Source organism: Micromonospora sp. DT31 (genome assembly GCF_049841795.1).
Taxonomy (GTDB): Bacteria; Actinomycetota; Actinomycetes; order Mycobacteriales; family Micromonosporaceae; genus Micromonospora.
The window spans coordinates 93662-106648 of record NZ_JBNCKZ010000014.1 but is presented as its reverse complement, the minus strand read 5'-3'; the positions used below and the strand labels follow the sequence as shown (position 1 = coordinate 106648).

Annotated in this window: 14 protein-coding genes; 3 read left to right on the top strand and 11 right to left on the bottom strand. The window is 73.5% G+C overall.

Translation table 11 applies throughout. The features are described from left to right. Positions 1-37 precede the first annotated feature (37 nt). The 8 genes from ACLQ2X_RS21700 to ACLQ2X_RS21665 form a co-directional block, all read right to left on the bottom strand. Entirely contained in the window at positions 38-610 is a 573-nt protein-coding gene (locus ACLQ2X_RS21700) for a GNAT family N-acetyltransferase (protein WP_425682913.1), read from the bottom strand. Between the two features lie 49 nt (positions 611-659). Then, the gene (gene arfB / locus ACLQ2X_RS21695) at positions 660-1085 is read right to left on the bottom strand and encodes an alternative ribosome rescue aminoacyl-tRNA hydrolase ArfB (protein WP_425682912.1); all 426 of its coding nucleotides are present in this window, start codon (positions 1083-1085) and stop codon (positions 660-662) included. Positions 1086-1094: 9 nt separating this feature from the next. After that, complete coding sequence (locus ACLQ2X_RS21690) at positions 1095-1391, bottom strand: hypothetical protein (RefSeq protein WP_425682911.1); 297 nt, start codon at positions 1389-1391, stop codon at positions 1095-1097. A 133-nt stretch (positions 1392-1524) separates the two neighbouring features. After that, positions 1525-2385 carry a S1C family serine protease gene (locus ACLQ2X_RS21685; protein ID WP_425682910.1) on the bottom strand — a complete coding sequence of 287 codons (861 nt, stop codon included), beginning with the start codon at positions 2383-2385 and terminating at the stop codon, positions 1525-1527. 47 nt (positions 2386-2432) lie between these two features. Continuing rightward, on the bottom strand, positions 2433-3392 hold the full coding sequence (locus tag ACLQ2X_RS21680) for a VWA domain-containing protein (protein WP_425682909.1): 960 nt from the start codon (positions 3390-3392) through the stop codon (positions 2433-2435). Next, positions 3389-4387: a DUF58 domain-containing protein gene (locus ACLQ2X_RS21675; RefSeq protein WP_425682908.1), complete on the bottom strand. Its 999-nt coding sequence runs from the start codon at positions 4385-4387 to the stop codon at positions 3389-3391. Before ACLQ2X_RS21675 ends, ACLQ2X_RS21680 begins: the two co-directional genes overlap by 4 nt. After that, positions 4384-5433, bottom strand: coding sequence for an AAA family ATPase (locus tag ACLQ2X_RS21670; protein WP_425682907.1), 1050 nt, complete (start codon positions 5431-5433; stop codon positions 4384-4386). Before ACLQ2X_RS21670 ends, ACLQ2X_RS21675 begins: the two co-directional genes overlap by 4 nt. A gap of 192 nt (positions 5434-5625) precedes the next feature. Next, positions 5626-6144: a hypothetical protein gene (locus ACLQ2X_RS21665; protein WP_425682906.1), complete on the bottom strand. Its 519-nt coding sequence runs from the start codon at positions 6142-6144 to the stop codon at positions 5626-5628. Between the two features lie 264 nt (positions 6145-6408). Between ACLQ2X_RS21665 and ACLQ2X_RS21660 the strand changes: the two genes are divergently transcribed. Beyond that, complete coding sequence (locus tag ACLQ2X_RS21660) at positions 6409-7401, top strand: endonuclease/exonuclease/phosphatase family protein (protein ID WP_425682905.1); 993 nt, start codon at positions 6409-6411, stop codon at positions 7399-7401. Between the two features lies 1 nt (position 7402). On the opposite strand, the gene cimA is transcribed toward ACLQ2X_RS21660, so the two are convergent. Then, on the bottom strand, positions 7403-9001 hold the full coding sequence (gene cimA / locus ACLQ2X_RS21655; RefSeq protein WP_425682904.1) for a citramalate synthase: 1599 nt from the start codon (positions 8999-9001) through the stop codon (positions 7403-7405). Positions 9002-9319: 318 nt separating this feature from the next. Between cimA and ACLQ2X_RS21650 the strand changes: the two genes are divergently transcribed. Beyond that, positions 9320-9784 (top strand): PRC-barrel domain containing protein, encoded by a 465-nt coding sequence (locus ACLQ2X_RS21650; protein ID WP_425682903.1) that lies wholly within the window; start codon positions 9320-9322, stop codon positions 9782-9784. Between the two features lie 61 nt (positions 9785-9845). Further along, complete coding sequence (locus ACLQ2X_RS21645) at positions 9846-10577, top strand: tyrosine-protein phosphatase (protein WP_425682902.1); 732 nt, start codon at positions 9846-9848, stop codon at positions 10575-10577. A gap of 48 nt (positions 10578-10625) precedes the next feature. Here ACLQ2X_RS21645 and ACLQ2X_RS21640 read toward each other — a convergent pair whose 3' ends face one another. Next, a complete protein-coding gene (locus ACLQ2X_RS21640) occupies positions 10626-11723 on the bottom strand; it encodes a branched-chain amino acid aminotransferase (RefSeq protein WP_425682901.1) in 1098 nt (365 codons plus the stop codon). 175 nt (positions 11724-11898) lie between these two features. After that, complete coding sequence (locus tag ACLQ2X_RS21635) at positions 11899-12930, bottom strand: 3-isopropylmalate dehydrogenase (RefSeq protein ID WP_425682900.1); 1032 nt, start codon at positions 12928-12930, stop codon at positions 11899-11901. Positions 12931-12987 lie beyond the last annotated feature (57 nt).

The following is a 12987-nucleotide window of genomic DNA, read 5'->3' as shown; positions in this document are numbered from 1 at the left end:
GCTCCCGTGGGCATCGGACCGCTTCGACGCCTGCGATTCAACCCTGCGGGTGCCCCCGGTGCCGCGCCCACTCCTGCGCCAGGATCGACATGACGGTGGCGTCCACCCAGTCGTCACCGTCGCGCAGCACCTGCCGCAGGGTGCCCTCGGCGACGAAACCCACCTTCTCGTACGCGCGCCGCGCCCGCGGGTTGAACGCGAACACCTCCAACCCGACGCGGTGCAGACCGAGGCGCTCGAAGCCGTACCCGACGACCAGCCGGACCGCCTCGGTGCCGAGGCCGCGGTCCCGGCCGTCCGGGCCGAGAAGGGTGCGGAAGTTGCAGCTCGCGTTGACCTGGTCCCACTCGTTGAGGACCACCTCGCCGACGCAGACGCCGGTGGCGCGGTCGACCACGGCCAGGTCGAGCCGGTCGGGCTGGCTGTTGCGGGTGCCGTACCAGGCGCGCAGCCGGGTCGGCTCGAAGCCTTCCCCGGGCGGGCTACCGGTCAGCCGGGCCACCTCCGGGTCGGCCAGGATCGTGGCCAGGGCCGGGAGGTCCTCGTCGTGGAACGGTCGCAGCACCACCCGCTCGCCGGTGAGGGTGGGCTTGACGGAGAAGTCGATCACGGAGCGACATTCTCCGATCGGACTCGCCAGCCCCTCAACCCGTTTTCGGTCAGTCGCCGTCCACCCGACGGTCGCGTTTGCGTTGGGACTGGCGCTTCTTCTCAGCCAGCCGGCGTTCCTTCGCGCCCCGGGAGGGGCGGGTCGGCCGACGCGGTTTCGGCGGCGGCGCGACCGCCTCGCGCAGCAGTGCGGCCATCCGTTCCCGGGCCGCCTCCCGGTTGGCCAGTTGCGCCCGGTGTTCGCTGGCCGTCACGGTCAGCACCCCGTCGACCAGGCGGCCGGCCAGCCGGGTCAGTGCCCGCTCCCGCAACGCCTCCGGCACGCTGGGCGAGGCGGCCAGGTCGAAGCTCAGCTCCACCCGGGAGTCGGTGGTGTTGACCCCCTGCCCACCCGGCCCGGAGGACCGGGAGAAGCGCTCGCGCAGCTCGACGGCGGGCACCACGATCCGGTCGGTCACCCGCAGTCCGTCGTCCACGCCCCGAGGCTAGCGCCCGGCACGGTGACTCGGCGTGGGGGTTCCGGTCGGGGTGGGGCCGGGCTGTTCCTCGTCCCCGTCGGCGGCGGCGTACGCGGCCGCGCCGACCAGCAGCAGGGCGATGACGGCGAACTTGACCACCACGCCCCGGATCGCCAGCCAGGCGCTGCGTCGCGCGCCCGGCACGCTGGTCCGGATGGTCTGGTAGTCCTTCCAACCCCGCTGCGCGCGGGCGTACGACGCGCCGACGCCGGCGCCGATGATCAGGCCCACCAGGAGGAGGGCCGCAATGACTGCTTGCTCCACCTCCGCCAGTATTCATACGCAGCGTAATATTTCTATGCCCGGATGCTCCCACGCCAGATATCCGACAGTTGCCCGTTCCCGTCCAGCGCCCGTTGCACGTCCGCGCAGGTAGCCGCCACGCGGCACGGCTGGCTCAGCCGCCGCGGCCGATGATCGTGTCGGCGGTCTGCTGGACCTGGTCGATCGGAATGGCGAACCCGATGCCGATCGAGCCGTTGCCGTCGATGGTGGCGATGGCGGTGTTCACGCCCACCACCTCACCGCGGGCGTTGACCAGCGGCCCGCCGGAGTTGCCCGGGTTGATGGAGGCGTCGGTCTGCACCGCGGTGTGCCGGCCGTTGCCGATGCGCACCTGCCGACCGAGCGCGCTGACGATACCGGCGGTCACCGTGCCGGAGAGCCCCAGCGGCGACCCGACCGCCAGCACCGGCTCACCCACCCGGGTCGAGTTCGCCTTGGCCAGCGGCAGCGGCGGCAGCCCGGCCGAGGCGGGCACCTTGAGCACGGCCAGGTCACTGCCTGGCTCCCGGCCCACCACCTCCGCCGGGAAACGCCGCCCGTCCGAGGTCTCCACCGTCACCGCCCCGCCCCCACCCCGGGCCAGGATGTGGTCGTTGGTGACGATGTGCTGCTCGTTGTCGATGGCGAAGCCGGAGCCCGACGCCGAGGCCCCGGACCGGCTCCCGACCAGCACCGAGACCACCCCGGGCACCGTCTTGCCGGCGGCGGTGACCAGTTCCGCCGGCACCGGGGCGGCGGACGCGGCGGTCGGACCCGGCGCCCCCCGATCGGCCGCCCAGGTGCCGGCCGCCGCGCCGGAGACGGTGGAGAGCGCGACCACCGCCGCCACGCCCAACAGCCGACTGCGCCAGCCCTGCCGGCCCGCGTCCGGCCACGACCCGGGTACGTCGTGGGGACCACGCCCGTCCGGGCCCAGTTCGGGCGAGACGAACCACGGGCCCCGCGGCTCGCCGAGTCCGGTCTGCACTGCCATGCCTGGCTCCTCACGTGTCGTGCCGTCGTCCGGTCGGGCGGTGCGGGTCAGGGCAGGCGGGAGAACCACCGCAGCGAGCCGCCGGCGGCGCCCACGGCCAGGATCAGTCCGAGGCCGATGAAGCGGGCCGAGATGTCCTGCCGCTGCGTGCGGTAACCCACCGAGGTGCCGATGTCCTCGTAGACGTCCTTCAGCTCGGCGCTCGTGGACGCCTCGTGGAAGCCGCCGCCGGTCTGCTCGGCGACCGCCCGCAGCGTCTGCCCGTCCACCGGCACCTGGATCGCCCGACCACCCCGGTCGACCGAACCGCCGGGCGTGCCGAACGAGATGGTGTGCACCGGCACCTTGGCGGCCACCGCCTGCTCCGCTGCCTCCATCGGGTCGGTCCCGGAGGTGTTCGCACCGTCGGAGAGGATGATGATCCGGGCCGGCGGTGGGTCCTTCGCGGCCGTGGCGTCGAGGCTCTTGACCGCGCCGAGCGACGTGCCTATCGCCTCGCCGATGGCGGTGCCCTGCACGCCGGTGATGCCCTCGGCGAGGCGCTCGAGCCCCTCGTGCAGCGCCTCCCGGTCGGTGCTCGGCGGCACCAGCACCGCCGCGCTGCCGGCGAACGCGACGAGTCCCACGTTGAACTCGTCCGGCAGCCCGTCGACGAACCGCCGGCCGGCCTCCTTCGCCGCGGTCAACCGGTCCGGGTCCACGTCGCCGGCGAGCATCGAGGTGGACACGTCCACCGCCACCATCACGGTGGCCCGTTCCCGGGGCACCCGCACCTCCGCCTCGGGCCGGGCGAAGCCGACCACCAGCAGCGCCAGCATGGCCAGGAAGAGCCCCGCCGGTACGTGCCGACGCCAGGCCGGACGCCGTGGGGCGACCCGGTCCAGCAGTCGCAGGTTGGTGAACCGCACCGCGTACCGGCTCTGCCGGCGTTGCACCGCCAGGTAGCCGGCGACAAGCGCGAGGACGGCGAGCAGGAGCCACAGTCGGGCCGGTGACTGGAAGGTCATCCGACACCTCCCCGGGCGGCGGCCGGGGCGGTGGCGAGCCGGCGCTGCTCGTGCACGTGCCGGACGACGTCCGCACACCAGTCCCGGTCGGTACGCAGCGCCAGGTGGGTCGCGCCGGCCCGGTGCAGTGCGCCGCGCACCTGCTCGCGTTGGGCGGCGGCGGCCCGCGCGTACCTGTCGCGCAGCCCCGGATCGCCGGTCCACACCTCGCGGTGCCGGCCGCTCTCCGGGTCGATGAGCGTGATCAGCCCGACGTCGGGCAGTTCCAGCTCGCGCGGATCGGTCACCTCGACGGCGAGCACCTGGTGCCGCACGGCCAGCCGGCGCAGCGCGGCCACCCAGGGCGGGAACGCCTGCGGATCGTCGGGCAGGTCGTCGAGGAAGTCGGAGACGACCACCACCAGCCCTCGCCGGGTGGCGACCCGCTGGAGGCCGTCGAGGCCGTCGGCCAGGCCCGGCGCCGTCGACCCCGGGTCGGGCCGATCCGCGGTACGCGGGGCGCCGAGCAACGCGCGCAGCAGCCCGAGCAGGTGGATGCGCCCGCTGCGGGCCGGGAACCGGCGCAGCCCGTCCGAGCTGAGCACCTGGGCGCCGAGGCGGTTGCCCACCCCCGCGGTGAGGAAGCCGACCGCGGCGACGGCCGCCACCGCCAGCTCCCGTTTGTCCAGCGCGGCGGTGCCGTACTCCATGCTGGGGCTGGCGTCGACGAGCAGCCAGGTGGTCAGTTCCCGGTCGGCGTCGACCTCCCGGACGTGCGGGATCGTGGTGCGGGCGGTGACCGCCCAGTCCATCCGCCGGACCTCGTCCTCGCCGGGGCGGTACTCGCGGCTGCCGGCCGCCTCGCTGCCGGGGCCGGGCAGCAGCCCCCGGTAGCGGCCGTGCAGCAGCCCGTCGAGGCGTCGGGTCACGGTCAGCTCCAGCCGGCGCAGCCGCTGGTCGGGCGCCAGGTCGGCCAGCCCGGGATCGGCCGGTCCGGGGTCCACCCGGCGGGTCACGCCGCCGCCAGGTCCGGCGTCGTCCGGGCGGGGCCGGTCACCAGCCGGGGTGGGGGCACCGCCTCCACGATCCGTCGCACCAGGTCCTCCCCGGAGATCCCGTCGGCCACCGCGTCGAAGGAGAGCACCAACCGGTGGGCCAGCACGTCCACCGCCAGCTCCCGGATGTCCTCGGGCAGCACGTAGTCCCGGCCGTGGATGAGCGCCTGCGCGCGGGCGGCCGCCACCAGGCCGAGCGTGGCCCGGGGGCTGGCCCCGTACGCCAGCAGGGGCGCCAGGTCGGGCAGGCCGAACCGTTCCGGGTCGCGGGTGGCCAGGATGAGCCGGACGACGTACTCGGCGAGCGCGTGGTGGACGAACACGTCGGTGGCCCGGCGTTGGAGTTCGCGCAGCCGGTCCGGGTCGAGCACCGGGCGCGCGGTGGGACGCTCGGTGCTCATCCGGTAGAGGATGGCCAGTTCCTCGGCGTCGCTCGGATAGCCGACCACGATCTTCATGAGGAACCGGTCCCGCTGCGCCTCGGGCAGTTGGTAGACGCCCTCGGACTCGATCGGGTTCTGGGTGGCCAGCACCAGGAACGGGTCCGGCACGGGCCAGCTGCGGCCGGCGATCGTGACCTGCCGGTCGGCCATCGCCTCCAGCAGGGCCGACTGGACCTTGGCCGGAGCGCGGTTGATCTCGTCGGCGAGCACCAGGTTCGCCATGATCGGCCCGAGTTCCACGTCGAACGTCTCGGTGGAGGCGCGGTAGATCCGGGTGCCGACGATGTCCGAGGGGACCAGGTCGGGCGTGAACTGGATCCGGGAGAAGGTGCCGCCGACCACCGTGGCCAGGGTCTGCGCGGCCAGGGTCTTGGCCACGCCCGGCACGCCCTCCAGCAGGCAGTGGCCGTCGGCGATGAGCGCGGTGAGCAGACGGTCGACGAGCCGATCCTGCCCGACGATCACGCGTTTGACCTCGAAGAGGGTCTGTTCCAGCTCGACGCTGCCCGCATCGGCATCGACCGGGCTGGGCGCGCTGGCCAAGGTGTCCGAGATGTCCGTCACGGTGCTTGCTTCCCGTGACTGACCTGCGACAAACGTCGGATTATCGGCGTCTCGGCGGTGCTCGGAGGACGGGACGGGCAGCATCTCCCCGTTCCGGCGGCAACGGCGCGAACGGTCGCGCCGCGCACCGGACCGGGACGGAACACGACACCGACCCCCGCCGGGGCGGGGGTCGGCGCGTGGTCGGGGGGTTCAGCTGGTGACGACGATGTGGAACGGCCGGTCCGTGGCGCTGCCACCCGAGGAGCGGGTCTGCACGAAGATCGCGTTCGGGGTCAGCGTCCGGGGCGCGACCGAGATCTCCCCGCCCGGCGGGACGTTCGCCGTGTCGTTCGTGCCGATCGTGGCCACGTACGCCTTGCCGGAGACGTTGTAGTCGAGCAGCACCTGGTACTGCCCGGCGGAGACCCCCGGCCCGGGGGTGAACCGGAACGCGGACACCACGTTGCCGGAGTGCTGCAACAGCGTGCCGTTGGCCGCCACGACCGCCCAGGCGACCTGACCCGCTGCCGGTGGGGCCAGGGTGGCCCGCATCGCGGACCGGGCGGCCTGCCTTTCGACGGCGCTCACCGGCGGCTGGGCCGAGGACGCGCGGGGGGCGGGCTGCGGCTTGGCCTCCGGCTGTGCGGCAGCGATCCCTCCACCAGCCAGGGTGAGGGACAGCGCGGCGAGGGCCACGACCGTCGCCTTCCGCTTGAAGAATGTGGCCATGAGTTCTCCCTTTGTGGACCGTGGTGATACGGCGACTGCGCGCGAATAATTGCGGATCATCGTGCATCCGCTGGGTAAGTACACCGCCGTTGAGCTGGCTTTATTACAGAGAGTCGCGACGTCTCAACCAGGTGGAACCTAGCACCGCAAAATACGGGGGGTCAATAGCGTTTATTGCGTGTCGGCCGATCGAAAAGATACTCTGGAATTGCGGGAAATCATGCATGAAATGCTTTCGGACGGCATTGCGGTAGCCTGCTCGCCATGATCACGATGCCGGACCGGGCGCGGGTGGCCGCCCGGGGCGGCCGGTGGGCCACGGTCGCGTGCTGGCTGGCGGGGGCACCACTCGCGGCCTGGGCACTGGTGCGCCTGACCGGGTGGGAACGCGGTCCGCTGGTGCTGGCGATCGCCTTCACGCCGTACGTCGCCGCCGTGGCCCCGGCCGTCGCGGTGACGGCGCTCGCTCTGCGGCGCCGGGCGCCGGCGGTGGTCGCGGCCGTCGCCGCGCTGGCGCTGATCGGCGCGGTCGCGCCCCGCGCGCTTCCCGGCGATCGGCCCCCGGCCGACGGTCCGACGCTACGGCTGCTCACCGCCAACCTGCGCCTCGGCTCGGCCGACGCCGCGGCGCTGGTCGACCTCATCCGGGCCCGGCGGGTGGACGTGCTCACGGTGCAGGAGCTCACGCCGGCGCTCGCAGCCGGCCTGGACCGGCTCGGCCTGGCCACGCTGCTGCCGCACCGGTCGTTGAGCCCGGAGGTGGGCGCCACCGGGTCCGGCGTGTACGCCCGTCACCCGCTGCGCGACGGCGGCCACCGGCGCAACCAGGGGTTCTTCTTCACCCAGGCGTACGCCACGGTGAAGGTGCCGGGTGCGCCGCCGCTGCGGGTCGAGTCCGCGCACCCGGCCGCGCCCTACGCGGTGGACGTGGTGCCGGACTGGTGGACCGACCAGCGGGCCCAGCCGCACGCCACCCCGCACGGCGGGCTCAGCGTGCTGGCCGGGGACTTCAACGCCACACTCGACCACGCGGCGCTGCGGGACCTGATCGCCACCGGCTACACCGACGCGGCGGACGCGGCCGGGGCCGGGTTCGCCGGCACCTGGGGCCCGTGCGACGGCGACCCACTCCCGCCGGTCGCGATCGACCATGTGCTGGTCGACAGGCGCATCGCGGCGCGCTCCGCCGGCACGTTCCCGGTGCCGGGCAGCGACCACCGCGCGCTGCTCGCCACGCTGCGCCTGCCGGCCGGCTGAGTCAGGCCGCGCTTCCACCCGGCACGCGGGCCCGGTGCAGGCCGTAGGTGAGCGCGTCCACAAGCGCGTGCCAGCTGGCCTCGACCACGTTGTGGTGCACGCCCACGGTGGTCCAGTCCCGGCCGGCGCCGGCCGTCTCCACAAGCACCCGGGTCACCGCCCCGGTGCCGTGACTGCCCTCCAGGATGCGCACCTTGTAGTCGGCCAGCTCGAACTCGCGCAGCTCCGGATAGTGCCGGGCCAGTCCCACCCGCAACGCCTCGTCCAGCGCGTTGACCGGGCCGTTGCCCTCGGCGGTGGCGATCACCCGCTCACCGCGTACCCGGATCTTCACGGTCGCCTCGGAGACCACCGAGCCGTCCTCGCGGTGCTCGACAAGCACCCGGTACGACTCCAGCGCGAACGGCCGGGCCGGCGCCGCGCCGGGCAGCTCCGAGCGGACCAACAGCTCGAACGAGGCGTCGGCGGCCTCGAACGACCAGCCGTCCGCCTCCAGTTCCTTGACCCGGCGGGTGACCCGGGACAGCGCCTCCGGATGGCCGGCCAGGTCCAGACCGAGCTCGCGGCTCTTGAGCTCGATGCTGGCCCGGCCGGCCATCTCGGTCACCAGGATCCGCATGTCGTTGCCCACCACCGACGGGTCCACGTGGTTGTAGAGCAACGGGTCGACCTTGATCGCGCTCGCGTGCAGCCCCGCCTTGTGGGCGAAGGCGGCGGCCCCGACGTAGGCCTGGTGGGTGTCGGGGGCGATGTTGGCGATCTCGGCGATGGCGTGCGAGACCCGCACCATCTGTTCCAGGCAGCCCTCCGGTAGGACCGGCATGCCCAGCTTGAGCTGGAGATTGGCGACGACGGCGAAGATGTCGGCGTTGCCCGGGCGCTCGCCGTACCCGTTCGCGGTGCCCTGGACGTGCCGGACGCCGGCCTCGACCGCGGCGATGGTGTTGGCCACCGCGCAGGAGGTGTCGTTCTGGGCGTGCATGCCGAGCCGCTCCGGCGCGGCCCCGGTACGCGCGACCACTCCCTCGACCACGGCGGTGACCTGGGAGGGCAGCATGCCGCCGTTGGTGTCGCAGAGCACGAAGCGCTCGGCACCGGCGTCCAGCGCGGCCTGCGCCACGGCGGCGGTGTAGCCGGGGTCGTGCCGGAAGCCGTCGAAGCAGTGCTCGCCGTCGACGAAGACCCGTCGTCCCTGCGCCACCAGGTAGGACACGGTGTCGCGGACCATGGCCAGGTTCTCCTCGGCGGTGGTGCGCAGCGCCCGCTCGACGTGCCGCAGGTCCGCCTTGGCGACAAGCGCCACCGCCGTGGTGCCCGCGTCGAGCAGCCCGCGCACCTGCGGGTCGTCCTCCACCGCCAGGCCGGCCTTGCGGGTGGCGCCGAACGCGACGAGGACCGCGTGCCGCAGTTCCAGTTCGGTGCGGGCCCGCCGGAAGAACTCGGTGTCCTTGGGCACCGCACCCGGCCAGCCGCCCTCGATGAAGCCGACCCCGAGGTCGTCGAGCAGGCGGGCCACCGCCAGCTTGTCGACCACCGAGTAGGTGAGCCCTTCGCGCTGCGCGCCGTCACGCAGCGTCGTGTCGTACACCTGGAAGGTCATCGAAGTCCTCATCTCGGGCCTGCGGGGAGAAACAAAAAGACCCCCCGCGAATGCGGGAGGTCGGCGCGCTCGGCGAGGAAGGGCCGGCGCGCTAGCTGCTAATGATCAGGGCGAGGCTGGTCATGCCCCGTACTCTGCCACCTCCGTGCGATTATGGGAGCCGTATTCCATACTTCGGGACAAGCGTCGGGGTGAGCGTGGCCACCGCCGCGGCCGGGACCCTCGGCCGGGCGGGTTGACCCCCCGACGGCGTGGGTAAATCCGTCGGGGCAGGACGGCGTCGCGAGGGTCGCGGCGTTGCGGACGGAAGGACGGCAGATGGACGGACTGGATCCGCACGCCACGCACGGCAGCACCGAGCCGGTCCTGGACGACGGCCGGGGCACGATCGCCGGGGGCGCACCGGCCGGCGCCTTCGACCCGTGGCGCTACCGGGACACCGCCGGCGTGGCCAGCGCCGACCTGACCGGCTACGCGGTCGAGGCCACCGACGGCGGCATCGGGAAGATCGACCGGGCGAGCCACGACGTCGACGACAGCTACCTGGTCGTGGACACCGGGCCGTGGATCTTCGGCAAGAAGGTGATGTTGCCCGCCGGGACCGTCGACCTGGTCGACCACGACGCGCGCACGGTGTACGTCGACCGGGCCAAGGACCAGATCAAGGCCGCTCCGGAGTACGACGAGAGCAGCCACGCCGACCCCGCGTTCCGGGACCGGCTCGGCGGCTACTACGGCGAGAACCACTCCGCGCTGCCACCTGACGTCCCCCCGCGCGCCTGACACCCGACACCCGACCGACGGGGGCGTACACGCGCCCCCGTCGGTCGTTACCGTGTCGAGGATGGACGCACCGGAGAACCCCTTCCCCACGCTGTTCAACTTCCGCGACGTCGGCGGCTACACCACCCGCGACGGCCGCACCGTGCGACGTGGCCGGCTCTACCGCTCCGACTCGCTGCACCGCGTCGCCGAGACCGACCGGGCGGCGTTCACCGCGTTGGGCATCCGCACCGTGATCGACCTGCGCCGGCCCACCGAGGTGGAACGCGACGGCCGGGTGCCGGCGTACGACGGGCTCGCCTACCGCCACATCCACCCCGAGCACGACGACTGGGGCGCGCAGCGGTTCGACCCCGCCGGGCCCAGCCTCGCCCGCTACCTGGCCGACCGCTACGCCGACCTGGCGCGTACCGGCACCGCCGGGCTCGCCGAGGCGATCGGGCTGATCGCGGACAGCGCCAACGCCCCGGTGGTGGTGCACTGCGTCGCCGGGAAGGACCGCACCGGCATCGTCTGCGCGCTCACCCTGAGCGTGCTGGGTGTGCCCGACGACGACGTGGTCGCCGACTACGCGCTGAGCACCGCCGCGTCGGAACGGTTCCAGACCTGGGTACGGACGACGCTGCCGGACGCGGCGGACCCACCCCTGCCGTTCCTGGCCTCCCCCGCCGAGGCGATGGAGCTGTTCCTCGCCGAACTGCGCGCCGGCCACGGCTCGGTCGAGGGCTACCTGATCCACGCCGGCGTGGCCGAGCACCAGCTCGACGCCCTGCGCACCCACCTGCTCGACTGACCCGCGCCCCGGCACCGCCCGTGCGGGCGGTGCCGGGGCGGGAGGTCGTCAGAGGACCCGGGTCACCCAGTCGTGGCGGTCCTCGGCGCGACCGCGCTGGATGTCGACGAGCTTCTGCCGCAGCGCGGTGGTGGTGCGGCCCGGCTCACCGCCGCCGATGAGGAACTCCCCGTCCGGGAACCGCACCCCGCCGATCGGGGTGATCACGGCGGCGGTGCCGCAGGCGAAGACCTCGCGCAACCGGCCACTGGCCGCGTCCGCCTGCCAGTCGGCGAAGCTGACCGGCCGCTCCCGCACCTCGTGCCCGGCCTCGGCGGCCAGCGTGAGGATCGCGTCGCGGGTGATGCCCGGCAGGATCGTGCCGCCCAGCGGCGGGGTGACGAGCGTGCCGTCGTCGTAGACGAAGAAGACGTTCATGCCGCCCAGCTCGTCGACGAACCGACGCTCGACCGCGTCCAGGAAGACCACCTGGTCGCAGCCGGCCTCGATCGCCTCGGCCTGCGCCGCGAGCGAGGCGGCGTAGTTGCCGCCGCACTTGGCCGCGCCGGTCCCGCCGGGCGCCGCCCGGGTGTAGTCCGGCGACACCCAGACCGTCACCGGCTTCACCCCACCGGCGAAGTACGCGCCGGCCGGCGAGGCGATCACGCAGTAGAGGTATTCGTTGGCCGGGCGCACACCGAGGAAGACCTCGCTGGCGAACATGAACGGCCGCAGGTAGAGGCTGGCGTCCTCGTGCTCGGGGATCCACTCCCGGTCGATCTCGACCAGTTGACGCAGCGACTCCACGAACGTCTCCGCGGGCAGCTCCGGCATGGCCAGCCGGCGGGCGGAGGCGGCGAACCGGGCCGCGTTGGACTCCGGACGGAACATCGTCACCGCGCCGTCGCCGGTGCGGTACGCCTTCAGCCCTTCGAAGATCTCCTGCGCGTAGTGCAGCACCGCCGCGGCCGGGTCCATCGGGATCGGCGCGCGGGCCTCCAGGCGGGCGTCGTACCAACCCTTGCCCTCGGCGTAGCGGATGGTGACCATGTGGTCGGTGAACACCCGGCCGAAGCCCGGGTTCGCCAGCAGGGCGGCCCGGTCGGCGGCGGATACCGGCGCGGGATTCGGACGGATCTCGAAATCGAGCTTGTCACCACCGCTCATCGCGCTGACCTCCCTGCGGGTCCACGGCATGCGGGATCGCACGCCGACGTCACTGGTGCCAGAAACTTACCCCGAACGGTCGTTCAGCGGATAGCTCCGCCGACCGGCGGAGCGGGAGCGCGCCCGGGACACGGGTCTGGCGGCCCGGGTACCGGGCCAGGGAGGGTCGGCCCGGTCAGGCTACGGCGAAGCCGGCGAGCCGGTCGCCGACCTCCTCGGTGCGCAGCGCCGCCCCGGGCGTACGAGCGGCCAGTTCGGCGCCGACCGCGGCGGTCACCCGGGCGGCGGCGTCGGCGTGGCCGAGCTGGTCGAGCAGCAGTGCCGCGGAGAGCACCGCGGCGACCGGGTCGGCGACGCCCTTGCCGGCGATGTCCGGGGCGGAGCCGTGCACCGGCTCGAACATCGACGGATAGCGCCCCTCCGGGTTGATGCAGCCGCTGGCCGCCAGCCCGATGCCACCGGTCACCGCGGCGGCGATGTCGGTGAGGATGTCGCCGAACAGGTTGTCGGTGACCACCACGTCGTACCGGGACGGATTGGTCACCAGGAACATCGCCGCGGCGTCGATGTGCTGGTATTCCGTGGTCACGTCGGGGTGCTCGGCGGCCACCGCCGCGAAGGCCCGCGACCAGAGCGAACCGGCGTGGGCGAGCACGTTCGTCTTGTGCACCAGCGTCACCTTGCGCCGTTCCCGGCGGCGGGCGCGGGCGAACGCGTCGCGGATCACCCGCTCGACGCCGTGCCGGGTGTTCAGGCTCTCCTCGGTGGCGACCTCGGCCGGGGTGTCCCGGTGCAGGCTGCCGCCGGCGCCCGCGTACAGCCCTTCGGTGCCCTCGCGGACCACGACGAGGTCCACCTCGCCGGGCTTGACGGCGGCCAGCGGGCCGGCCACGCCGGGCCAGAGCCGGGACGGGCGGAGGTTGACGTACTGGTCGAAGGCGAAACGGAGCTTGAGCAGCAGGCCGCGTTCCAGCACGCCCGGCGGCACGGTCGGCTCGCCGACCGCGCCGAGCAGGATGGCGTCGTGCCCGGCCAGCTCGTCCAGGACGGAGTCGGGCAGCACCTCGCCGGTGCGGTGCCAACGCGCCGCACCGAGGTCGTACTCGGTGGCCTCGACGCCGGGCAGCACCGCGTCGAGGACCTTGCGGGCCTGCGCGACCACCTCGGGCCCGATCCCGTCACCGGCCACCACCGCGATGCGTGCCACCTGATCTCCTCACCTCGTCGTGCTGCCGGCAACGGTACGTCGGCGTCCCGCGTCCCG

Bases quoted from the DNA above. Each gene is read 5' to 3' on its own strand.
- ACLQ2X_RS21685 (WP_425682910.1), bottom strand. From the start codon at position 2,385: ATGGCAGTGCAGACCGGACTCGGCGAGCCGCGGGGCCCGTGGTTCGTC.
- ACLQ2X_RS21680 (WP_425682909.1), bottom strand. From the start codon at position 3,392: ATGACCTTCCAGTCACCGGCCCGACTGTGGCTCCTGCTCGCCGTCCTC.
- ACLQ2X_RS21665 (WP_425682906.1), bottom strand. From the start codon at position 6,144: ATGGCCACATTCTTCAAGCGGAAGGCGACGGTCGTGGCCCTCGCCGCG.
- ACLQ2X_RS21660 (WP_425682905.1), top strand. From the start codon at position 6,409: ATGATCACGATGCCGGACCGGGCGCGGGTGGCCGCCCGGGGCGGCCGG.
- cimA (WP_425682904.1), bottom strand. From the start codon at position 9,001: ATGACCTTCCAGGTGTACGACACGACGCTGCGTGACGGCGCGCAGCGC.
- ACLQ2X_RS21650 (WP_425682903.1), top strand. From the start codon at position 9,320: ATGGACGGACTGGATCCGCACGCCACGCACGGCAGCACCGAGCCGGTC.
- ACLQ2X_RS21645 (WP_425682902.1), top strand. From the start codon at position 9,846: ATGGACGCACCGGAGAACCCCTTCCCCACGCTGTTCAACTTCCGCGAC.
- ACLQ2X_RS21640 (WP_425682901.1), bottom strand. From the start codon at position 11,723: ATGAGCGGTGGTGACAAGCTCGATTTCGAGATCCGTCCGAATCCCGCG.